Origin of the sequence: Pararhizobium sp. A13 (assembly GCF_040126305.1) — a bacterium.
Taxonomy (GTDB): domain Bacteria; phylum Pseudomonadota; class Alphaproteobacteria; order Rhizobiales; family Rhizobiaceae; genus Pararhizobium.
Window position 1 is genome coordinate 3722956 of record NZ_CP149510.1, and the last position, 22461, is coordinate 3745416.

Sequence of the window (22461 nt, forward strand, 5' to 3'; positions counted from 1 at the left end):
CTTACGCCACCTTTGCAAATTTTGCGGTTTTCGGCGTGAAAACCCTGTTATCGAGCAGTTTCGTGCTCCCGAAACGGACAAAAAGCAACAGAAGAACCGGCTTTTCGCCGATTTCCGTCACGGTATGCAGTGTTTCCGGATCGCGAAAGGCAACCACTTCCGGCCTTGCCAGAGGCTCCGAAGCGATGAAATCCGTGACTGCCTTTTCGAGTGCGGCGACATCCGTCAGCCCCCCTGCAATCAGCCTTTCGGCCTCGTCGAGCGCCTTGGGCACGATCGCGGCGGCAGCACGTTCCGCTGGCGTCAGGTAGACGTTGCGCGACGAGCAGGCGAGCCCATCGGCTTCGCGCACGGTGGTAACGCCAATGACCTCGACCGGCTGTGCCAGATCCTCGACCATGCGGCGAATGATCTGCAGCTGCTGAAAATCCTTCTCGCCGAAATAGGCACGGTCCGGCTGGACGATGTTGAAGAGCTTGGTAACGACCGTGGCGACACCGGCGAAATGGCCGGGCCGGACAGAGCCTTCGAGTTCGCTGCCGAGTGTGGGCACATCGACCACCGTTTCCATCGGTTGCGGATACATGTCGGAGACGCCGGGCGCGAAGAGGAAATCGGCGCCACCTTTAATGAGCATCGCCTGATCGCGGGCGAGATCACGCGGATATTTCGCGAGGTCCTCGTTAACCCCAAACTGCAGCGGGTTGACGAAGAGGCTGACGACGACGATGTCGTTCGCCGCCCTCGCGCGGCTGACCAGTTCCATATGGCCGACATGCAGATAGCCCATGGTCGGCACCAGCCCGATGGTCTTTCCGGCCCGGCGATGGTCCGCCAGGCGCGCGCGCAGGTCTGCAATGCTGGTGATCGTTTCCATCCCGGGATCCTCCAATCCGTCAAGGCTGCCGCCTTAGGCGTGGCGGCCGGCTCCTGCCGGACTTCACGAGGTTCCCCGCAAAATCCGGCGCGATTTCCCTAACGTGTGCAGTGCAAAAAGACAATTCAAGAATTGCCTGCCGGGAAATCGGTTCCCGGCGTGCCGGGACAATCATTTGCCGCGCATTTCCACCGTCTGCTCGATTGCACCGAAGATGGAATGTCCCGTCCGATCATTCATCTCGATGCGAAGGGTATCACCGACGGAAAGGGCGCAGGATGCCTTGCAGAGACCTGTGCCGACGATGCTGCCGGCCACCAATGCGCGAGTCGCTGCGGTTTTGGCGACGATGTCCGCCGCCTCCTTCCTGCCGACCTCACCGCCATCGAGGGCCTTGCCGTTGCGACGGACGAGCAGTGCCAGGTCGCCGGTATTCCAGCCCTCACCCAGCTCGTCAGGCGTGACGGCGACAGGAGAAAACGCCGCCGCCGCCGGCGCATTGCCAACCGAAACATCGCTGGCGAGCAGGATGAGAAGAACAGCGTCTTTTGCATCGGCGCTGGCTGCCTGCGCCTCGACATCATCGGTGATGACAGCGACCTGCGCGGTTACAGTGATATCGGATGCACCATCCGCAAGTGAAATAGAATCCCGTGGTCCGGAAAAACCGCCGGAGCCGCCGGCCCAGAAGAAGGCGCGCGGCAACGGCGAAGCCGCATCATTCTCGTGAAACCGCATGGTCGGCTGCGAGCCGGTTTCTATACCGATGGCGACCTGCGCAAGGCGCGGGGCGACATGGGCCCAGTCGTCCAACGCCGCCTGCAGCGTGCGGGCGATGTGGCCGACTTCCGAGCAGCGCGTGAGATCCCGCGATACCACGACGAGTTTTCCGTCACGGGTCGAATCCTTCAAGGTAGCAAGCTTCATGGATGGGTGTTCCTCGGTTCCGTTCAAAAACGGCGGCTCTGCGGTCGCCTGCACCCATAGGACACTATTTGTCGGCGGGTGTCGCGTCGAATTTGCGCCATCGGTTGAGAAGGAAAATCCAGACGGCAATGCGCTCTCATCGCACATTGCCGTCTGGACATCGCAGTCAGCCGGACTTGACGAGGTTGAGCGCGGGCAGCGGGCCGCCGGGAAACTGGACGAGCTTGCCGCCGATGGCGAGCGCGCCGAGATCGATGCCGAAGAAACCAAGGTTTTCGATCAGGGCGGCGACATCGGCCTTCGCCGCAGCGTCATCACCCGAATAGAACAGCACGCGACGGCCACCCTCTTCCGTCGAGTCACCGGACACCAGATGCGGCTATCACCATCGTCTCGGTTCCGGATGCTCTCGCCCATCTCGAAGGCGGCCGCCTCGAACGGTTCGCCGGCAGCCTCGGTTGAAGCCGTCATTATCCGGCTCCCTCTTCCAATGGCGCACAATAATACACGCGGTGCGTGTCATCCTTAAATCAAGCGCAATTTCTTCAGCAGTTGATAACCGCTTTTCACTAGTCTGAGGCGCAAATTGGTCACGGCTCGGTTGATATCGGGCTGCTGCCAGTTGCAGCCTTTGCCGTTGAACCGAACGCTGGGATTTGGAATGGGCATGCACGAAGAGCCCGACGAGGATCGGATCGATGATATCGAGCGCGGCCGTTTGGAGGCGCTTTCTGGCCTCTGGATCGCCGGAACCGCGCCGGAGCGGCGGTTCGACGCGGTCGCGCAACTTGCCGCCGATCTCTTTGAAGCCCCGATGGCGTTCATCACGCTGATCGAGAAGGATCTCCAGCGCTTCAAGGCCATCGTCGGCGCCGGTCATCCCGATATCGCTCGCTCCGTCTCCTTCTGCACCCACACGATTGAGAGCGATGACACGTTTGTCATCCCCGACGCGCATGCCGACCCTCGTTTTACAGAGAACCCGCAGGTAATTGGAGCACCCTTCGTCCGTTTCTATGCCGGCGCGCCCCTTGTCACCAGGGACGGCTTTCGTATCGGCGCGCTATGCATCGCCGATACCGCACCGCGCCGCCGGTTCGACGCGCAGCAACAACAGGTGCTAAAACACCTTGCAAGCCTGGTGATGGAGCAGATGCACCTGCGCCAGGAAGAGATCGTTCGCTCGACGGTCCTCAATTTTTCCAACGCGACCGAACTGGCCTTCTTTTCGATCAACGCCGGCGGCCGCATCGAATTCGTCAATAGGGCGGCGCTACGCCTGTTCGGTTATGAACGGGGGGAAATGCTCGGCCAACCCATCGACATCATCATTCCCGATCGCCTTCGCGGCGCCCACAATGCCGGGTTGGCGCGGGTTCTGGCGGGGGGCAGCACAAGACTGATCGGCAAGACTGTGGAAGTCGTGGCACGCAAGCGCGATGAAAGCGAAGTACCGATCGAGATTTCGCTTTCGCTCTGGAATGACGAGCGCGGCGTCGGTATGGGAGCAATCATTCGCGATATCTCGGAACGCCGGGAGCGGGATGCGCGGCTGCTCAGAATGGCAAACCAGGATACGCTGACCGGGCTCAGCAACCGCAACAGTTTTGAAAGCCTGCTTCAGGACGTGCTGTCCGCAAATCATGGCGCGACCGTCGCCTTGGTCGATCTCGACGGCTTCAAGGATGTCAATGACAGTCTTGGCCATGCGGTCGGGGACGCGCTGCTGCAGGCCGTTGCGGTACGCCTGCCGGCGGTCCTGCCCGCCGGTGCCACAGTTGCCCGCTTCGGCGGCGACGAGTTTGCGATCCTCCTGCCGAAGGACACCCAAGCAACACAGGCCCTCGCGTCGATCGGTGCCGTTCTCTCGGCTTTCGAATCGCCTTTCGAGGTTGGCGGACACGTGTTTCAACTGGCTGTGAGCATCGGCCTCGCTCTTGCCCCGGACCATGGCGAGGACGCCGAAGAGCTGCTCGCCAGCGCCGATTTTGCGCTCTACAGGGCAAAGCAGGCCGGTGGCAGCACTATGCTGATGTTCGATCCTGAGATGCGCAGTGATTCGCTCGCTCGACGGGCCACCCAGGATGAGCTGTTGCGCGCGCTGCAGAACGGCGAATTGGTGCTGCATTATCAGCCGCAGGTCTCCCTCGACACCGGCCATGTCTTCGGCATTGAGGCACTGATCCGCTGGCAGCATCCCGAGCGCGGATTGTTGTTTCCAGGCGCATTCCTCGCGGCGCTGGAATCGAGCTCGCTCGCCCTGCCGGTTGGCTGGTGGGTCCTCGACGAGGCCTGCCGGCAGGCGGCGGCATGGCAGGCGAAAGGCCTTCCCCCGATCAAGGTCAGCGTCAACCTCTTCGCTGCCCAATATCGCGCCGGCACGCTTGTTCAGCATGTCGTCGATGCGCTTGCCGCACACCGGCTTCATCCTTCGGCGCTCGGCCTCGAGGTGACGGAAACAATTGCGCTGCTCAACGAAGATCATGCCTTTGCAGCCATGCGCACGCTGCGCGAACTCGGCGTCGACATCGCTTTCGATGATTTCGGCACGGGCTACGCATCGCTGAGTTCCCTGCAACGCTTCCCGCTGACGACGCTCAAGATCGACCGGAGTTTCATCGGCGACTTGCTTTCAAATCCGCATGACGCCGCCATCACCCGGGCCCTATTGATGATGGGCAACGAGCTCGGACTGAAAACCATCGCCGAAGGTATCGAGACGGAAGAACAGGAAATCGCGCTTCGGCTGCTCGGCTGCAAGGCCGGCCAGGGCTACCGATACGGAAAGGCGCTGCCCGCCGACGAGGCCGAGATGCTGTTGGCGGCCTCGTCCGCCGATCAATGTGCGAAGCGGACAGCCTAGCGACGACGGTTACCCACCGATCAGGGCAAACCAGCCGTCTTCATCTGTGGTTTCGACACCGAGTTCGCGGGCTTTTTCAAGCTTGGAACCGGCGCCGGGGCCGGCCACGAGCAGGTCGGTCTTCTTCGACACGGAACCGGCAACCTTGGCTCCCAGCCGTTCCGCCATCGCCTTCGCCTCGTCGCGCGTCATCTTTTCCAGCGATCCGGTGAAGACGACGGTCTTGCCGGCAACCGGGCTCGAATTCGAAACGGGCGCTTCCGCGTCAAGCGGTGTGACCTGTTCGAGCAGTCGCGACACGACATCGATGTTGCGCGGCTCCTTGTAGAACTCGACGATCGCCCGGGCGACAACCTCGCCGATGCCGTCGATTGTGTTGAGATCGCTCCAGGCTTCCGACGTCGTATCCGCGGCGGCCTTCATCGCCTCGGAAAAGGCGGCGTAGCTGCCGTAGGACCGCGCGAGGAGCTTTGCCATCGTCTCGCCGACGTGGCGGATGCCGAGCGCATAGATCAGCCGATGGAGGGCCACCTGCCGCCGGTCATTGATCGCGTCATAGAGCTTGCGGACGCTGACCTTGCCGAAACCGTCGATGTTTTCGAGCTTGGTGAGCGGCGACTCGCTTTGCCGCTTCTCCAGCGTGAAGATGTCCGGTGCCGTCTTGATCGACAGGGCCGGATCCTCCGCCTCGAAGAAGAAATCGATCTGCTTGGAGCCCAGCCCCTCGATGTCGAAAGCATTGCGGGAGACGAAGTGCTTGAGATGCTCGACGGCCTGGGCGCGGCAGACGAAGCCTCCGGTGCAGCGGGTCACCGAATCGAGCTTGCCGGTCTTCTCGTTCCTTTCGCGCACCGCATGGCTGCCGCAGACGGGGCAGATCTTGGGGAACTGATAGCGCTCGGCGGTTGGCGGGCGCTTTTCCATAACGACATCGAGAACTTGCGGAATGACATCGCCGGCGCGCTGGACGATCACCGTGTCGCCTATGCGGATATCATGCTCCTCTTCGCGGATGCGCTCACCGCTGTTGCCGATGCCTTCGATATAGTCGGCATTGTGCAGCGTCGCGTTGGTGACGACCACGCCGCCGACCGTCACCGGCGTCAGCCGCGCGACCGGCGTCAGTGCCCCCGTGCGGCCAACCTGGATGTCGATGTTCTCGACCGTCGTGAAGGCCTGTTCGGCCGGGAACTTGTGGGCCGTCGCCCAGCGCGGCGAGCGCGAGCGGAAGCCGAGGCGCTGCTGCAGATCGAGCCGGTCGACCTTGTAGACGACGCCGTCTATATCGTAGTCGAGATCGGGACGTTTGAGGCCGATGCCGTTGTAATGGTCGAGGATCGCCTCGATCGACGACAGGCGCTGCATCAGTGGATTGACCGGAAAGCCCCAGCGTTTGAACACCTCGACCATGCCGAACTGGGTGTCAGCCGGCATGTCCGATATCTCGCCCCATGCATAGGCGAAGAACTTCAGCTTGCGGCTGGCCGTGATCGTCGGGTCGAGCTGGCGCAACGACCCCGCCGCCGTATTGCGCGGATTGACGTAGGTCTGCTTGCCCTCCGCCGCCATCTGCTCGTTGAGTGCCTGGAAATCGCTCTTGGCCATATAGACCTCGCCGCGCACCTCGACGACAGCGGGGGCATCGGACGGAAGCGTCTGCGGGATTTCCTTGATGGTGCGGATGTTGGCGGTGACATTTTCGCCGGTCGTGCCATCGCCGCGCGTGGCGGCACTGACGAGCTTGCCGTTCTCGTAGCGCAAGGACATGGAAAGGCCATCGATCTTCGGCTCCGCGGTGAAGGCAATGGAATTGTCCGGCAGGAGGCCGAGGAAGCGGTAGACGCTGGAAATGAAATCCCGCACGTCCTCGTCGGAAAACACGTTGTCGAGCGACAGCATCGGCCGGGCATGGGTGATCTGCTGGAAGATGGCCGAAGGTGCCGCCCCAACTTTCCGCGACGGGCTGTCGGTGCGAATCAATTCCGGAAAGCGGGCCTCGATCTCCTCGTTGCGCCGCTTCAGCGCGTCATACTCCGCATCCGAAATCTCCGGCGCGTCCTTGCCGTGATAGAGCGCATCGTGATGCGCAAGCGCCTTGGCCAGCCGCTCCAGTTCGGCAGCGGCATCTTCGAGCGTCAGATCTTCAACGGCAACGGATTCGGTCGACATGCTGGACTCCCTATTTTGGGAGTCGTTTTAGAGAAATTTCGAGGAATGGGAAGATGTTGAAACCCACCTCCCTTGAGGGGGAGGTCGCGCGGAACGCGCGGGTGGGGTGATCCATTGGGCCGCTCGAAAGTCACCCCACCCCGGAGCTTCGCTCCGACCCTCCCCCTCAAGGGGAGGGTGAAAACTACACGTTCCCGGCCAGCAGCCTTACTGCCGCCGCCCTCGCCTCGTCGGTCACGGAGGCGCCGGCGAGCATACGGGCGATTTCCTCGGTGCGGGCCCTGTCGTCCATGCGGGCGACGCGGGTGGCGATGGCTTCGGATTTTTCCGCCGATGGCCCCTTGGAGATGAGCAGATGCGTCGCGGCGCGGGCTGCCACCTGCGGGGCGTGGGTCACGGAGAGCACCTGCACGTTCTTCGACAGACGCTTCAACCGCTGGCCGATGGCATCCGCCACGGCGCCACCGACGCCGGTATCGATTTCATCGAAGACCAGGGTCGGCGCTGAACCACGATCGGCAAGCGCCACCTTCAGCGCCAAAAGGAAGCGCGAGAGCTCGCCGCCCGAAGCCACTTTCATGATCGGACCCGGGCGCGTCCCCGGGTTGGTCTGCACGTGGAACTCGACCACATCGATGCCGTCTGCCGTGGCGGCGTCCGGGTCGGAGGTGACCTCCACCATGAACCGGGCCCGCTCCAGCTTCAAGGCCGGAAGCTCGGCCATGACGGCCTCGGAAAGCGCCGTCGCAGTGTTGTGGCGCTTGGCCGAGAGTGCGGCGGCGGCGGCATCAAAGGCGCGCTTGGCGAGGCCAAGCTGCGCGTCGAGCTGCTTCAGCTTCTCCTCGCCGGCATCGAGATCGGCAAGGTCAGAAATCATCCTGACGGCGAGAGCGGGAAGCGCCGTCACCGGCACGGAATATTTGCGGGCGGCGGCCCTGAGTGCAAACAGGCGTTCCTCGACGCGCTCCAGTTCCTTCGGATCGTATTCGGTTTTCCGAAGCGCCGCCTCGATCGCCATCTGCGCATCGGAGAGATGGTTGAGCGCCGCGTCGAGATACTCGACCGTCTCTTCGAGAAGCCCCGGCGCCTCATGGCTCTTGCGCTCCAACCGACGCACCAGCGAGGCAATCAGCGGAACCGGCGAGGCATTGCCGTTGAGGAACTCGCTCGCCTCGTTGATATCAACGGCGATGCGCTCGGCCTTCATCATCCGCGAGCGGCGTTCGGCGAGATCGTCCTCCTCGCCATCCTGCGGCGAGAGGGTCTCCAGTTCATCCACCGACGAGCGCAAATAGTCGGCTTCGCGGGCGGCCTCCTCGACCTTCTCGCGGTGCTTCTTCAGCGTACGCTCGGCATCCTTCCAGACGCGGTGGAGACCCGCCACATTCTCCGCCTCGTCGGCAAGACCGCCGAAGGCATCGAGCAACGTGCGGTGGGCATGAGTATCGACGAGAGCGCGGTCGTCGTGCTGGCCGTGGATTTCGACGAGCAGCTGCCCTGCCTGGCGCATCAGCTGGACGGAAACGGGCTGGTCGTTGACATAGGCCTTGGTGCGGCCATCAGCCGATTGCACCCGGCGGAAAATCAGGTCGCCGTCGTCGTCGATGCCGTTTTCGCGGATCATGATGCGGGCGGGATGGCTCATGCCGACATCGAAGACGGCCGTCACCTGCCCCTTGTCGCCGCCGTGGCGGACCAGCGAACCGTCACCGCGACCACCGAGCGCGAGCGAGAGACTGTCAAGCAGGATCGATTTTCCGGCACCGGTTTCCCCGGTCAGAACGGACAAGCCGGCGTCGAAGGACAGATCAAGCCGTTCGATCAGGACGATATCGCGGATCGAAATCTGTGAAAGCATCCTGTTTCAAATCTCTTCGCCTAGGTCTTTGTTTTCATGCATGTCGTTGTCCCAAAACCGCTATGCACTTCTGGGCGACATGCATCAAGCGCCCAGAAGCTTCTTGCCCGCGCGCGAAATCCACGAATTGCCGCTTTCGCGCGGCTCAAGACCGCCGGTCTGCAGGAGCTTGTAAGAATCGGCGTACCACTGGCTATCCGGATAGTTGTGGCCGAGAACCGCCGCCGCCGTCTGCGCTTCGCTGGTGATGCCCATGGCGAAATAGCTTTCGACAAGCCGCGACAGGGCTTCTTCCACCTGGTTGGTGTTCGGATATTGTTCGACCACGGTGCGGAAACGCGTTACGGCAGCAAGATATTCCTTGCGCTCGAGATAGTAGCGGCCGACCTGCATTTCCTTGCCGGCGAGCTGGTCCTTGGCAAACCGGATCTTGGCCTCGGCATCCTCGACATAGTCCGAATCCGGATATTTGGTCACGACAGCCTGCATCGCCTCGATGGTCTTCATCGCCGGCTTCTGGTCCTGCGTCACTGCCGGAATCTGCTTCGAATAGGCAAGGCCGACGATGTACTGCGCATAGGCCGCGTCTTCGGATTCTGGATAAAGATTGAGATAGCGGCTCGCGCCGTTGATGGCGTCCTGGTACTGGCCGTTGCGGTAGTTGACGAAGGACCGCATCACCAGCGCCTTGCGGGCATATTCCGAGAAGGGATGCTGCTGGTCGATCGCATCGAACTTGCGCGCCGCTTCCGTCGTCTTGCCGGCATTAAGGTTGGCAAGACCCTGATTGTAGAGGACTTCCGGCGGATCCGTTTCCGCGGTGAGCTTGGTGATATCAATGTCGGGATCGTTCTGGCAGGCGCTCACCAGCACACTGGTCGCGGAAGCCGCAAGCGCGATGACGGCAACACGCGCCATCTTCTTCAATTCAAACTGGCCTGCAAATACCATTCGTAAATCCCAACTCGCACAGCGGTAAGAATACCGCCGCCTATGAACCGCGTTTTAGATCAAGATGCAACACGACCGCAACGTCATGATGATCGATTAACGCAATTTTGTGGCGGCGGGATCATGAAAAAGCCGGTCAAAAGACCGGCTTTGGCAAAGATCAGCACTGGTTTTCCGGCTCCGGAAGACCCGAATCTGACTTATGGAGCGTTGACGGCGATGACCTCGCGAGCGGTCACGCGCTGGCGACGCGTTGCAGCCTCGACGATTTCGTAGGCCGTCGGATCGCTCATCAGCGCCTTCAGCGCATTCGCGTTCATCTTGTGGCCACCGCGATAGGAACGATAGCAGCCGATGAACGGCGCGCCGGCCAGAGCCAGGTCGCCCACCGCGTCCAGCGTCTTGTGGCGAACGAATTCGTCCGTATAGCGCAGGCCTTCGATGTTGATCACCGAGTTGTCGTCAGCGATGACGACCGAATTCTCAAGCGACGAGCCGAGGCCGCGGCCGGCGGCCCACATGCGCTCGACATCGCGCATGAAACCGAAAGTGCGGGCACGCGACAGCTCGGTCTTGAAGACAGACGGCGTGATGTCGCCCTTCCAGGCCTGACGGCCGATCAGCGGGCAATCGAAATCGATCTCCACTTCGAAACGCATGCCATCATAGGGCGTGAATTCCGACCAGGACGAGCCGGATTCGATGCGAACCGGCTTGAGGATGCGGATATAGCGGCGCTTGACGGCAAGGGCCTTAATGCCCGTCTGTTCGATCGCTTCAATGAAGGGAGCCGAGCTGCCGTCCATGATCGGCATTTCGGCGCCATGCACCTCGACGAGAAGATTGTCGAGGCCGAGTGCGTAGATCGCCGCCATCACATGCTCGATCGTCGCGATCGAGGTGGACGAGGAAAAGCCGAGAACGGTGCAGAGATCGGTGTTGCCGACCTGCGAGGAGACGGCCCTGAATTCACTGATCGTCCGTTCGCCGTCAACCCGCTGAAAAACGATGCCGCTATCGGGTTCCGCCGGATGGAACGTGATTGCTACCTCGGCGCCTGAGTGAACGCCCGTGCCGCTAAGAGTTACAGAGTTTGCAATCGTTGTCTGAAACCCAAGCAGTCCAATTCCCAGTCCCATGCTTCTCGCCTTCAAATGCTTCTGGCGTTGCCGCCGAATTTCTCAAGGGGCCCGAGCTACACGCTTTCAAACGCCGCAAGACACACAGTCCGACAGCAGCGCCGCACGCCGCCAACCGGTCCAATCTGCAAGCCAGCGATGCATCGAATCGCGGTTCAGCCCCATCAGTCCCGAGTGTGAAGATAATTGCATGGGGCCGTCATTCCAAATCACTGTTCGTTTCGCTTTGTTACGCTGGGTAAGGAACAACATTAACCACTGATATTAATCGATAATCCATAAAAAATGCCCGGGCGCAAACCCGGGCATTTCGGCAAGGTGGAAGGTGGGTAAAAATCAGTTCGACTGACGGCGCAGGAACGCCGGGATTTCGAGCTGATCGTCTTCATGCACGCGCGGCTGCGAGGCAGCGCGGGCACGGTCGTCAAGGGGGGCAGCCCGGCGCGGTGCGTAGACGCTTGCTTCGGGAGACAGCGGACGGCGCTGCTGCGAGGCGGCGCTCGGCGCACCGGCGGTCATGTCCGCGGTGACATTGTGGTCTTCCTCGTCGCGGCGGCCGAGCGAACTGGTGATTCGCTTCAGCAGACCCATCGGGCCGCGTTCTTCCTGCGGCACAGGCTGGGCGCGGTGCTCGGCTTCAGCCTTCACCATCGGCGGAAAGTCTTCCACCTTCGGCATGCGGACCGGCTCGGCCTGCTGGCGGATCACCGGAGCGATCGGCTCGTGGCGAACCTGGACCTGAACGGCGGGCTGCGGCTGGTAGGCAACCGTTTCAACGGTCCGCTGCACCGGAGCGGCAGCCTGGACGACCGGCTGCTCGATCGCAGCAGCGCCAGCAAAGAGCTTGCTCTGCGGGCGGAACTCTTCCTGCGCCTGCTGAACCGGAGCGGCTGCGCCGCCGCGCGGCATCGACAGGAACAGTTCGCGTTCGAGTTCGGCTTCGCGGATCGCGCGGGCGATGTCGTCGGAGGTCTGCGGAGCTGCCTGAGCGACTGCCTGCTGGACGACCGGAGCCGGCTGGACAGAAACCGGTGCCGGCTGCGGCTGAACGGCAACAGGCGCCTGCTGGACGGGAGCTGCCGGGATCGCGGCCGACGGACGAACGATCGGCCTTGCTACCGGACGAAAGTCAGCGGAGCGACCAGCCACCTCCGCGGCCGTGCGGTCGATACCCGTTGCTACAACCGAAACGCGGATGAGGCCTTCGAGTTCTTCGTCGAATGTTGCGCCGAGGATGATGTTGGCATCCGGATCCACTTCCTCGCGGATGCGGGTCGCAGCTTCATCGACTTCGAACAGCGTCAGATCGCGGCCGCCGGTGATCGAGATCAACAGGCCCTGAGCACCCTTCATCGAGGTTTCGTCGAGCAGCGGGTTGGCGATCGCAGCTTCGGCTGCGGCCATGGCGCGGCCTTCGCCGGACGCTTCGCCGGTGCCCATCATGGCGCGGCCCATCTCGCGCATCACCGAACGGACGTCGGCGAAGTCGAGGTTGATCAGGCCTTCCTTGACCATCAGGTCGGTGATGCAGGCAACGCCCGAATAAAGAACCTGGTCGGCCATCGCGAATGCGTCGGCAAACGTGGTCTTGTCGTTGGCGATCCGGAACAGGTTCTGGTTCGGGATGACAATGAGGGTGTCGACCGACTTCTGCAGCTCGGCGATGCCCTGATCGGCGAGACGCATGCGGCGCTGGCCTTCGAAATGGAACGGCTTGGTGACGACGCCGACGGTCAGGATGCCCTTGTTGCGGGCCGCCTGCGCGACGACGGGCGCAGCGCCGGTACCGGTGCCGCCGCCCATGCCGGCGGTGACGAAGCACATATGCGTGCCGTTCAGGTGATCGATGATTTCATCGATGCATTCTTCAGCGGCAGCGCGGCCGACTTCGGGCTGCGAGCCGGCGCCGAGACCTTCGGTAACGGCAACACCCATCTGGATGATGCGTTCGGCCTTGGTCATGGTCAGCGCCTGGGCATCGGTGTTGGCGACGACGAAATCGACGCCTTCGAGGCCTGCGGTGATCATGTTGTTGACAGCGTTGCCGCCGCCACCGCCGACACCGAAGACGGTGATGCGAGGCTTCAGCTCGGTGATATCCGGCTTTTGCAAGTTGATCGTCATTGTACCCGTTCCTTCCTGGTTTCTGGCCGCCTTGCCGAGCCGGCCAAATCACTAAATTCCGTATTGCATCCCGTCAGCCGAAGCCGAAGGGCTCAAAAGCTTTCCTTCAGCCATTGGCCCATCCGGGCGATACGGCTGTTGTTTCCTGCAAGCGACGAGAGCAGACCGCCCTGTGTCGCGTGCGTTTCCATGTCCGCGACCTGCGGATAGATCATGAGGCCGACGGCCGTCGAAAAGGCCGGGCCCTTGGCTGCTGCCGGAAGCCCGGAGACGCCAAGCGGACGGCCGATGCGGACGTTGCGGGCCAGGATGCGGCGCGCCGCTTCCGGCAGGCCGGTCAACTGGCTGGCGCCGCCCGTCAGCACGACGCGCTTGCCGACGATCGGGCTGAAGCCCGAACGCTGGATACGGTCGCGGATAAGTTCGAGCGTCTCTTCGATGCGGGCGCGCACGATGCGCGAGACAAGCGCCCGTGGCACATGCGTCGGCTGGTCGCGATCGTCCTCGCCGATCGGCGCGACCGAGACGATGTCGCGTTCGTCGGCGCTGTTGGGCAGAGCCGAACCATGAACCACCTTCAGGCGCTCGGCATCCTCGATGCGGGTCGAAAGGCCACGCGCCAGATCGGTCGTGACGTGGTGACCGCCAAGCGAAACGGCGTCGGCGTGCACCAGCTTGCCTTCGGCAAAGACGGAGATCGTCGTCGTGCCGCCGCCCATGTCGATGGCGGCGCAGCCGAGCTCGACTTCATCGTCCACCAGCGCTGCCAGACCGCTTGCGTAGGGTGTTGCAACAATGCCTTCGACCGACAGGTGCGCGCGGTTGATGCAGAGTTCGAGGTTCTTCAGCGCAGCGCGTTCGGCCGTCAGCACGTGCATGTCGACACCGAGCGAATCGCCGAACATCGCCAGCGGATCGCGGATGCCGCGCTCACCGTCGAGCGAGAAGCCGGTCGGCAGCGAATGCAGGATGACGCGGTCCTGACGCAGCGACTGCTGGCCGGCAGCGGCGAGAACCTTTTTGAGGTCGGCGGCGTCGACTTCCTGTCCACCGAGATCGATGGAAGCGGTGTAGATATCGCTCTGCAGGCGGCCGGCGGAGATGTTGACGATCAGGCTGTCGATCGTCAGGCCCGCCATGCGCTCTGCGGCATCGACCGCGAGACGAACAACGCTTTCGGCGGCATCGAGATCGGCGATCACGCCGTTCTTCATGCCGCGCGACTTATGGTGGCCGATGCCGATGATTTCGATCGAATGGGTGCGGCCCGGCAGGATCTGGCTCTCCGCGCGCGGCGTCAGCCGACCGATCATGCAGACCACCTTGGTGGAGCCGATATCCAGCACCGAAACGACATGCGACCGCTTGGAGTTAAGCGGCTTCAGACGGGGCAGACCAAAATTCGAAGAACCGAAAAGACTCATATACGGTTCTCCTGTTCCTGCTTCTTCAACATCTTCGTGCGCGCTTCCAGAACCACCTGCCGGCGGGCGGCGGCTTCGGGGGTCAACCGTATCGTGGTGCGATCCTCAAGCCGCAGGTCGACTGCGGCGATATCGCGCTCCAGCAACTGCTGCCCCTCCTCCATCGTCGACAGCACCTGCATGGCGCGGTCGATATCGTGCTCGGGCAGCTTGATGGTGATGCCGTTGTCGAGCATCAGGTCCCAGCGGCGGCCGGCAACACGAACATAGGCTTTGACGCGCTTTGAGATTTCCGGCCACTGCGAAAAGCGCTGATAGAACTCGGCGGCAGCCGTCTCTGCGTCGCGACCGACGAACAGCGGCAGGTCCGCGAACTTGTTGTCGCGCAGTGGCGCAATCACGCTGCCGCTCGCCTCGATCAGGGAAAGATCGGAGCCGTGCTGCCAGATGCCGAAGGCCTTGCGTTCCTTGAGGCTGACTTCGATCGTACCGGGATAGACCTTGCGGACGGCAACATCCTCGACCCAGGGCATTTCGCTGATCAGCTTGCGGGCGATATTGATGTCGAGCGCCACCAGCGACGTCGCGCCGTCGAGGCCGAGCTGCTGCAGGATATCGATTTCCGAGGTCTGCTCGTTGCCGGAGACCTTGACGTCCTCGATCGCGAAACCAACGGCGGTCGTCGTCGTCTGCGCGAAATTCTGGCTGTGGCCACCGAGCGACATGCCGTAGAAACCAGTCGCCGCCAGGAAGGCCAGCGCCGAGACAGTGCCGGTATGCGGGGCGAAATGGATGCGGCCGGTTCCAAGGCTGACGAGGAAGCGCACGACCCGGCGCAGCGGGCGCGGCAGAACGCGCTGACCGTCGAGATCAGCCGCCTCCAGCGGAGCCCGCACCCTTGCTGCCTTCCTGCTTCTCAACGCAAACACGACGCGTCCTCCACCATCCACCTGAGGAATTCACCGAATGTATGGCCGGCATGCGCCGCCATTTCAGGCACCAGAGAGGTTGGAGTCATTCCGGGCTGAGTGTTAACCTCCAACCAGATGAGCTCTCCGTCTTCAGAGAAACGGTCGTCAAAGCGGAAGTCGGAGCGGCTTACGCCGCGGCATCCAATCGCCTGATGCGCCTTGACTGCGAGTGTTTGTATTTTTTGGTAAATATTCGGTAAAATATCCGCCGGAATGACGTGTTTTGAGCCGCCTTTTACATACTTTGAATCGTAATCGTAGAAGGCATGCCCCTGCGGAATGATCTCGGTCACGCCGAGCGCCTTGTCACCCATGACGCCGCAGGTCAGCTCGCGCCCATAAACATAACGCTCAACCATCACCCGGTCGCCGTAGCGCCACTCGCCGGAGGTGATCACCTGCGGCGGGTGAGACTGGTCTTCCTTGACAATGACAACGCCGAAGCTCGAGCCCTCGCGGACCGGCTTGACGACATAAGGCGGCTTCATCGGATGTTTCGAGCCGAAATCGTGGCGATCCATGATCAGCGCCTCGGCAACCGGAATGCCGGCGGCACTTGCGACGTGCTTTGCCTGCGCCTTATCCATGGCGAGCGCAGACGCCAGAACGCCGGAATGGGTATAGGGAATTTCGAGATATTCCAGGATGCCCTGGATCGTGCCGTCTTCTCCGAAGGGGCCGTGCAGCGCATTGAAGGCGACGTCCGGACGCAGATCCGCAAGCACAGAGGCGATGTTGCGATCAACGTCGATGCGGGCAACGCGATAGCCCTCGGCTTCCAGAGCATCGGCGCACGCAGCCCCAGAGGACAGGCTCACCGGCCGCTCCGAAGAAAACCCGCCCATCAGGACAGCGACGTGCTTACCACTCATAAAAATCCCCGACATTACGCCAGTCCTACAAATTCCCGCTTGCGCCTAGCTTGTTCACGCTCACGAGTCGTATCCCTCAGGCACAGACCCACTAGAACGGCATTATGGTTAATGAACCGTTTACTTTGGTTAACCCGATCCAAGGGATGGATGAAATATTTGTTATCGAATCAACGGCCTGTTCGATTCATCGCTTGGAATCAGAGAGTTAAATCCGATGCAACTGATTTTCGGAGACGGCGGCCGATAACATGCAAGGGGCCCGCAGCGGTTGCGCGAGGCCTCTCTATACCGGATTGACGGCGGTATTACGGAGCTGTCAGTCGCCTTCGCCGACAGCCTTCCAGACGATGCCGCCGATTACCGCTCCGATGATCGGAGCAAGCCAGAACAGCCACAGCTGCTGCAGCGCCCAGCCGCCGACGAAGAGCGCCTGCCCTGTCGAACGAGCCGGGTTGACGGACGTGTTGGTGACGGGGATCGAGATCAGGTGGATCAACGTCAGCGCCAGACCGATGGCGATCGGCGCAAAGCCCGCCGGCACGCCGCCGCTCGTGGCACCAAGGATGATGAAGAGGAAGAAGGCCGTGAGCAGCACCTCGATGACCAGCGCCGAGGTCAGCGAATAGCCGCCTGGCGAGTGCTCGCCATAGCCATTCGCCGCGAAGCCACCCAGCTGGAAGTCGGCCTTGCCACTGGCGACCAGGTAAAGGGCGCACGCCGCAACGATCGCACCGGCCACCTGGGCAATGATGTAACCGATGAGCGAAGAGGCCGGAAATTTTCCGGCGACCGTCAGGCCAACCGACACCGCCGGGTTAAAATGCCCGCCGGAAATGCCGCCCACCGCATAGGCCATGGTCAGCACGGTCAAGCCGAAGGCGAAAGAGACGCCGAGCAGGCCGATGCCGACGTCCGGAAAGGCTGCGGCCAGCACCGCGCTGCCGCAGCCGCCGAAAACGAGCCAGAATGTCCCCAAAAATTCCGCAGAAAGCTTCTTGAACATGATTCCCCCTTTAAACGGAGCAATGCTCCAAAAAGGCCTGATGCGCACTACCGCGTTTCCCTCCCCCCTGAATGAAACCGCATGCGCATTCCGGCCTTTTGCCACGCACGTTCGCGGGGCGCACAACCCAAGATTTGCGACAAATCGATTCCGGTCAAGGATTGTGCATGGAGAGAAATGCACGCAGTGCGTTTTTAATCATCCGGGTGATGTCGGAGGCGACTGACGCAATGGATCGCCACAGATTTGCGCCGAACAGCCCCGAAATCTTGCCATTTGTTGCGCCTGAAGGGTTTTATTGAGGGATCGTCTGCGTTAAGAGCCGCGCAGCTGCCTCCCAAGACGGCAATAACATTCCCAATACGGGCACATGATAATGAGCGACACGACATCCACGTTGTCGCCGACTGCACAGCCGTTGAACAAAGGCGCGCTCAACTCGCCCGCGCGCGTTCTCCTGGCAAGCCTGGTCGGCACGACGATCGAATTCTTCGACTTCTACGTTTATGCCACCGCCGCCGTGCTGGTGTTCCCGACGCTGTTTTTCCCGAACAGCGATCCGACCACGGCTCTGCTCGCCTCTTTCGCAACCTTCTCGATCGCCTTCTTCGCCCGCCCGCTCGGCGCGGTCGTCTTTGGCCATTTCGGCGACCGGGTCGGACGCAAGACGACGCTTGTTGCGGCGCTTTTGACCATGGGTATCTCGACCGTCATCATCGGCCTGCTTCCCGCCTACGAGCAGATCGGCGTCATCGCGCCGCTCCTGCTTGCGTTGTGCCGCTTCGGCCAGGGTTTCGGCCTGGGAGGCGAATGGGGCGGCGCCGTGCTGCTCGCCACGGAAAATGCGCCGGAAGGCAAACGCAGCTGGTACGGCATGTTCCCGCAGCTCGGCGCGCCCGTCGGCCTGTTCCTGTCGTCCGGCGTGTTTTGGCTGCTTCTGCACGTGATCTCGCAGGACGCGCTGCTCAGCTGGGGCTGGCGCGTGCCGTTCATCGCCTCGATCATCCTGACCGCCGTCGGTCTCTGGGTGCGTCTCTCGATCACCGAAACGCCGGCCTTCCAGAAGGCGATCGACAGCCAGGAGCGCGTCGAAGTGCCGGTTGCCGAACTCTTCCGCAACCACAAGCGCAGTCTCGTGCTCGGCACCTTCGTGGCGCTGGCGACCTTCGTCCTGTTCTACATCGGTTCGGCCTATCTCTTGTCCTACAACGTCAAGGTCCTGAAGATCCCGTTCATCGACGCGCTGGAAGTCCAGATCCTCGGCTCGGTTCTGTTCGGCATCTTCATCCCGATCGCCGGCAAGCTCGCCGAACGCTTCGGCCGCCGCGAGATCCTGATCGCAACCACCATACTGATCGGCATCTTTTCTTTCTTCCTGCCCGGTCTGATGACCAGCGGTGAAGGCTCGATCTTCGTTTTTGTCACGCTGGCGATGGCGCTGATGGGCATGACCTACGGGCTGATTGGCACGGCGCTCGCCGCTCCTTTCCCGACGAATGTGCGCTACACCGGCTCGTCAGTCACCTTCAACTTCGCCGGCATCTTCGGCGCCTCGCTTGCGCCCTATATCGCGACCTGGCTGCAGGCGAACTACGGCATGACCTATGTCGGTTACTACCTCGGCGTGGCAGCGCTGATCACGCTCGTCTGCATCCTGCTTTCGGGTAAGGATGAGGTCTGAGGCCTCGACGTTCAACACAGACGAAAAAGCCGCGACGGATCGCTCCGCCGCGGCTTTTGCTTGTCTGTAAATTTGAGGGATCAGGCAGTCAGCTGGCCAAGGAATTCCTTGACCTCGTAGCCGGGCATGAAATTGCCGATGCGCTTGATCTCCCATTCGAGCGTGATGCCCGAGGTTTCATAAACCCGCTGGCGTACGGTTTCGCCGAGATATTCAAGCTCGTAGCCGCTCGCCTGGCCGGTGTTGATCATGAAGTTGCAATGCATCGGCGACATCTGGGCGCTGCCGATCATCAGGCCGCGGCAGCCCGCCTCGTCGATCAGCTTCCAGGCGGAATGACCGTCGGGGTTCTTGAAGGTCGAACCGCCGGTCTTCTCGCGGATCGGCTGCACCGTCTCGCGGTGCTGCCGCACCGCATCCATATCGGCACGGATCTTCGCCTTGTCTTCCGGATAGCCCTCGAAGACGGCATGCGTGAAGATCAGGTCATTTGGCGCAGCGGAATGCCGGTACGTGTAGCCCATGTCGGCATTGGTGAGCACGTGCTTGTTACCCTTGCGATCGACCGCGTGAACCTCGACCACGCGCTCGCGCGTCTCGCCGCCATTGGCGCCGGCGTTCATACGCAGTGCGCCGCCGATCGAGCCGGGGATGCCGTAGTAGAAATGGAACCCGCCGATGCCGTGATCGAGCGTCATTGCTGCAAGGTTCTTGTCCGGGCAGATCGCCCCCGCTTTGACGCGGGTCTCGGAAACCAGCTCGACGTCGCCGAACCCCTTGGCCGAGAGCCGGATGACGACACCCGGAATGCCGCCGTCGCGCACGAGCAGGTTCGAACCGACGCCTGCGACCATGACAGGCACGTCGGCTGGCAGCAGCTTCAAAAAGGCGACGAGGTCGTCGGCGTCATGCGGCTGGAACATCAGTTCGGCAAGGCCGCCGGCACGAAACCAGGTGACGCGGTCCATCGGCGCGTCCGGCGTCAAACGCCCGCGCAATTCATTCACGCCCGCCCCAAGAGAGGCTAGCAGCTTGGTACCATCAACCTGTTTCATGCGGAATTTCCTGAAATGCCTGCGAGTTCCTTCGGAAGGGCGGCAGCCCAGTAAGTGATGCTGCCAGCCCCCAAGAGAACCACAAAGTCACCCGGTTGCGCAATGGCGGAGACAACGGGCGCGATCACTTCCGGGCCTTCGATGAAGCGGGCGTCGCGGTGACCACCTGCCTTGATGCGAGAGACGAGTTCCGGCGAGTTGACGCCTTCGATCGGATCCTCGCCGGCTGAATAGACCGGCGCCAGCAGGACGGTATCGGCATCATTGAAGCAGGCGGAAAAATCCTCGAACAGGCTGTGCAGCCGCGAGAAACGGTGCGGCTGGTGCACGGCGATGACGCGGCCCTGGCAGGCTTCGCGCGCAGCTCTCAGCACGGCCTTGATCTCGACGGGGTGGTGGCCGTAGTCGTCATAGACGCGCACACCGTTCCACTCACCGGTGAAGGTGAAGCGCCGTTTGACGCCGCTGAACGCCGCCAGCCCCTTGGCGATGGCGTCCGGTTTGATGCCGAGACGCTGGGCAACCGCGATCGCAGCCGTCGCGTTCGAGACGTTGTGACGACCCGGCATCGGCAGGCGCAGATCCGGCAATTTGATAATCTGGCCGGTTCGGCGGCGGCGGATTTCGACGTCGAAGACCGAGGTCGCGCCGTCCATGCGGATATTGGAAAAGCGCACATCCGCCTGCGGGTTTTCGCCGTAGGTGATAACCTTGCGGTCCTCGATCTTCGACACCATGGTCTGCACCTCGGGATGATCGAGGCACATGACCCCGAAGCCGTAGAAGGGCACGTTTTCGACGAACTGGCGGAAGGCCGCACGCACGGCATCGAAATTGCCATAGTGATCGAGATGCTCTGGGTCGATATTGGTGACGACGGCGACGTCGGCGGGCAGTTTCAGGAAGGTGCCGTCCGATTCGTCGGCCTCGACGACCATCCACTCGCCCTCGCCCATACGGGCATTGGTGCCGTAGGCATTGATGATGCCGCCATTGATGACGGTCGGGTCGAGCCCGCCGGCTTCGAGGAGCGAGGCGACCATCGACGTGGTGGTGGTCTTGCCGTGGGTGCCACCGATCGCAATCGCATTGCGGAAGCGCATCAGTTCGGCGAGCATTTCGGCGCGACGCACCACCGGCAGCAGTTTTTCACGCGCGGCGATCAGTTCCGGGTTGCTCTTCTTGATGGCGGTCGAGACGACGACGACTTCGGCGTCACCGATGTTTTCCGCCTTATGGCCGACGAAAACCTCGATGCCCTTGTCTCGCAGGCGCTGGACATTGGCGCTGTCGGACTGGTCGGAGCCCTGCACCCGGTGGCCGAGATTGTGCAGCACTTCGGCAATACCGCTCATGCCGATACCGCCGATGCCGATGAAATGAACCAGGCCGATCGTCTGCGGCATCTTCATGAGCGTGTTTCCTTGAACTGTGCAATCGTCGAGCCGCTGGCAATAGCTTCAACCATGGCGGCAAGCAAGCGCGCTGCGTCCGGTTTGCCCGCCTGTTTGGCACTTTCGGCCATGCCGGTGAGCTTGGCCGGATTGTTCATGGCGCCGGTCAGTATCTTGCTCAGCTTCTCAGCCGAAAGTTCGGCCTGGGCGATCACCTTGGCCCCTCCGGTCGCGGCAAGTGCGGCCGCATTGGCGGCCTGATCATGATCGAGCGCGTAGGGGTAAGGCACCAGGATCGCCGGGCGGCCGATCACCGCTATCTCCGAGACCGTGGAGGCGCCTGAGCGGCAGATGACCAGATGAGCCTTGGCGATGCGCTCCGCCATGTCGGTAAAGAACGGTGCGATGTCCGCATTCATCTCGAGCCTGGCAATGCAGCCTTCGACCATCGGCATGTCTTCGACGCGGGCCTGCTGGGTGACGCGCAGGCGCGCCCGCAAGCTGTCGTCGAGCAGGCTGATTGCCGTCGGCACACTCTTCGAAAAATACTGCGCGCCCTGGCTGCCACCGAAGACGACGAGGCGGAAATCTTCACCTTCACCAGACGGCTGATACGGCACTTTGGCGGCATCCAACACCGCCGGCCGAACAGGATTTCCCGTCGTCACGGTCTTTGCGGCATAGGGGCCATTCGTTTCCGGCAGAAAACCGCCGGCAATTGCCCTGACACGTTTGGCGAGAGCCTTGTTCGCCCTTCCCATCACAGCATTCTGCTCGTGGATCATCGAGGGAATGCCCATGCCGGTTGCGGCCAGCAATGGCGGAATCGTCGGATAGCCACCGAAACCGACGACGACCTTCGGCCGGACCTTTGCCATCAATCGGCGGGCGATACGCATGCCGGACCAGAGCGTCCACAGCGAGCCTGCAACTTTCAAAGGGTTCTTCGAGCCAATGGTTGCCGACGGCACCACATGGATTTCATCCGCTGGAAATTTTCCCGCATAGCGCTCGGCCCGGCTGTCCGTCACCAGGTGGACGGAATAGCCGAGTGCCTTCAACTCGTGCGCCAAGGCTTCCGCCGGAAACAGATGGCCGCCGGTTCCGCCGGCGGCGAGCATAATGATGCCTTTGGTCATGATCAGTCCTT

16 protein-coding genes and 1 pseudogene are annotated in these 22461 nt (G+C 62.0%); 2 read left to right on the forward strand and 15 right to left on the reverse strand.

From position 1 onward, the window contains the following. Nucleotide 1: 1 nt before the first annotated feature. The 3 genes and pseudogenes from panC to WI754_RS18320 form a co-directional block, all read right to left on the reverse strand. The gene (gene panC / locus WI754_RS18310) at nt 2-877 is read right to left on the reverse strand and encodes a pantoate--beta-alanine ligase (protein ID WP_349434877.1); all 876 of its coding nucleotides are present in this window, start codon (nt 875-877) and stop codon (nt 2-4) included. 171 nt (nt 878-1048) lie between these two features. Further along, on the reverse strand, nt 1049-1804 hold the full coding sequence (locus WI754_RS18315; protein ID WP_349434878.1) for a fumarylacetoacetate hydrolase family protein: 756 nt from the start codon (nt 1802-1804) through the stop codon (nt 1049-1051). A 166-nt stretch (nt 1805-1970) separates the two neighbouring features. Further along, a pseudogene (locus WI754_RS18320) lies at nt 1971-2180 on the reverse strand (NADP oxidoreductase); the annotation flags it as partial. Between the two features lie 291 nt (nt 2181-2471). Between WI754_RS18320 and WI754_RS18325 the strand changes: the two are divergent. Next, complete coding sequence (locus WI754_RS18325; protein ID WP_349434879.1) at nt 2472-4667, forward strand: EAL domain-containing protein; 2196 nt, start codon at nt 2472-2474, stop codon at nt 4665-4667. Nucleotides 4668-4676: 9 nt separating this feature from the next. On the opposite strand, the gene ligA is transcribed toward WI754_RS18325, so the two are convergent. The 9 genes from ligA to aqpZ all read right to left on the reverse strand — a co-directional run bounded on the left by ligA (nt 4677) and on the right by aqpZ (nt 17181). Beyond that, nucleotides 4677-6836 (reverse strand): NAD-dependent DNA ligase LigA, encoded by a 2160-nt coding sequence (gene ligA, locus WI754_RS18330; RefSeq protein ID WP_349434880.1) that lies wholly within the window; start codon nt 6834-6836, stop codon nt 4677-4679. Between the two features lie 184 nt (nt 6837-7020). Next, nucleotides 7021-8694, reverse strand: coding sequence for a DNA repair protein RecN (gene recN, locus WI754_RS18335; protein ID WP_349434881.1), 1674 nt, complete (start codon nt 8692-8694; stop codon nt 7021-7023). Nucleotides 8695-8778: 84 nt separating this feature from the next. Next, entirely contained in the window at nt 8779-9612 is an 834-nt protein-coding gene (locus WI754_RS18340; RefSeq protein ID WP_349437862.1) for an outer membrane protein assembly factor BamD, read from the reverse strand. A gap of 233 nt (nt 9613-9845) precedes the next feature. Further along, a complete protein-coding gene (lpxC, locus tag WI754_RS18345) occupies nt 9846-10778 on the reverse strand; it encodes a UDP-3-O-acyl-N-acetylglucosamine deacetylase (protein WP_349437863.1) in 933 nt (310 codons plus the stop codon). Nucleotides 10779-11120: 342 nt separating this feature from the next. Continuing rightward, on the reverse strand, nt 11121-12908 hold the full coding sequence (ftsZ, locus tag WI754_RS18350) for a cell division protein FtsZ (protein ID WP_349434882.1): 1788 nt from the start codon (nt 12906-12908) through the stop codon (nt 11121-11123). 92 nt (nt 12909-13000) lie between these two features. After that, complete coding sequence (gene ftsA, locus WI754_RS18355; RefSeq protein ID WP_037122497.1) at nt 13001-14332, reverse strand: cell division protein FtsA; 1332 nt, start codon at nt 14330-14332, stop codon at nt 13001-13003. Further along, nucleotides 14329-15261 carry a cell division protein FtsQ/DivIB gene (locus WI754_RS18360; RefSeq protein ID WP_349434883.1) on the reverse strand — a complete coding sequence of 311 codons (933 nt, stop codon included), beginning with the start codon at nt 15259-15261 and terminating at the stop codon, nt 14329-14331. Before WI754_RS18360 ends, ftsA begins: the two co-directional genes overlap by 4 nt. Continuing rightward, nucleotides 15249-16175, reverse strand: a complete 927-nt coding sequence (locus WI754_RS18365; protein WP_349434884.1) for a D-alanine--D-alanine ligase — start codon at nt 16173-16175, stop codon at nt 15249-15251. The genes WI754_RS18360 and WI754_RS18365 overlap by 13 nt, the downstream gene beginning before the upstream one ends. Before the next feature lie 319 nt (nt 16176-16494). Next, complete coding sequence (gene aqpZ, locus WI754_RS18370) at nt 16495-17181, reverse strand: aquaporin Z (RefSeq protein WP_349434885.1); 687 nt, start codon at nt 17179-17181, stop codon at nt 16495-16497. A 376-nt stretch (nt 17182-17557) separates the two neighbouring features. On the opposite strand from aqpZ, the gene WI754_RS18375 reads away from it, so the two are divergent. Beyond that, a complete protein-coding gene (locus tag WI754_RS18375; protein WP_349434886.1) occupies nt 17558-18862 on the forward strand; it encodes an MFS transporter in 1305 nt (434 codons plus the stop codon). A gap of 80 nt (nt 18863-18942) precedes the next feature. Here the strand turns inward: WI754_RS18375 and murB are convergent, their stop codons facing one another. From murB to murG, 3 genes are read right to left on the reverse strand one after another with little or no spacing between them, the layout of a single operon-like run. Then, nucleotides 18943-19917, reverse strand: coding sequence for a UDP-N-acetylmuramate dehydrogenase (gene murB / locus WI754_RS18380; protein WP_349434887.1), 975 nt, complete (start codon nt 19915-19917; stop codon nt 18943-18945). Next, the gene (murC, locus tag WI754_RS18385) at nt 19914-21329 is read right to left on the reverse strand and encodes a UDP-N-acetylmuramate--L-alanine ligase (protein WP_349434888.1); all 1416 of its coding nucleotides are present in this window, start codon (nt 21327-21329) and stop codon (nt 19914-19916) included. Before murC ends, murB begins: the two co-directional genes overlap by 4 nt. Next, complete coding sequence (gene murG, locus WI754_RS18390; protein ID WP_349434889.1) at nt 21326-22450, reverse strand: undecaprenyldiphospho-muramoylpentapeptide beta-N-acetylglucosaminyltransferase; 1125 nt, start codon at nt 22448-22450, stop codon at nt 21326-21328. The genes murC and murG overlap by 4 nt, the downstream gene beginning before the upstream one ends. Nucleotides 22451-22461: the final 11 nt, after the last annotated feature.

Excerpts from the sequence above, each read along its gene's own strand:
- panC (WP_349434877.1), bottom strand. The coding sequence starts at position 877 with ATGGAAACGATCACCAGCATTGCAGACCTGCGCGCGCGCCTGGCGGAC.
- WI754_RS18315 (WP_349434878.1), bottom strand. The coding sequence starts at position 1,804 with ATGAAGCTTGCTACCTTGAAGGATTCGACCCGTGACGGAAAACTCGTC.
- WI754_RS18325 (WP_349434879.1), top strand. The coding sequence starts at position 2,472 with ATGCACGAAGAGCCCGACGAGGATCGGATCGATGATATCGAGCGCGGC.
- ligA (WP_349434880.1), bottom strand. The coding sequence starts at position 6,836 with ATGTCGACCGAATCCGTTGCCGTTGAAGATCTGACGCTCGAAGATGCC.
- recN (WP_349434881.1), bottom strand. The coding sequence starts at position 8,694 with ATGCTTTCACAGATTTCGATCCGCGATATCGTCCTGATCGAACGGCTT.
- WI754_RS18340 (WP_349437862.1), bottom strand. The coding sequence starts at position 9,612 with ATGGCGCGTGTTGCCGTCATCGCGCTTGCGGCTTCCGCGACCAGTGTG.
- ftsZ (WP_349434882.1), bottom strand. The coding sequence starts at position 12,908 with ATGACGATCAACTTGCAAAAGCCGGATATCACCGAGCTGAAGCCTCGC.
- ftsA (WP_037122497.1), bottom strand. The coding sequence starts at position 14,332 with ATGAGTCTTTTCGGTTCTTCGAATTTTGGTCTGCCCCGTCTGAAGCCG.
- WI754_RS18365 (WP_349434884.1), bottom strand. The coding sequence starts at position 16,175 with ATGAGTGGTAAGCACGTCGCTGTCCTGATGGGCGGGTTTTCTTCGGAG.
- aqpZ (WP_349434885.1), bottom strand. The coding sequence starts at position 17,181 with ATGTTCAAGAAGCTTTCTGCGGAATTTTTGGGGACATTCTGGCTCGTT.
- WI754_RS18375 (WP_349434886.1), top strand. The coding sequence starts at position 17,558 with ATGAGCGACACGACATCCACGTTGTCGCCGACTGCACAGCCGTTGAAC.
- murB (WP_349434887.1), bottom strand. The coding sequence starts at position 19,917 with ATGAAACAGGTTGATGGTACCAAGCTGCTAGCCTCTCTTGGGGCGGGC.
- murC (WP_349434888.1), bottom strand. The coding sequence starts at position 21,329 with ATGAAGATGCCGCAGACGATCGGCCTGGTTCATTTCATCGGCATCGGC.
- murG (WP_349434889.1), bottom strand. The coding sequence starts at position 22,450 with ATGACCAAAGGCATCATTATGCTCGCCGCCGGCGGAACCGGCGGCCAT.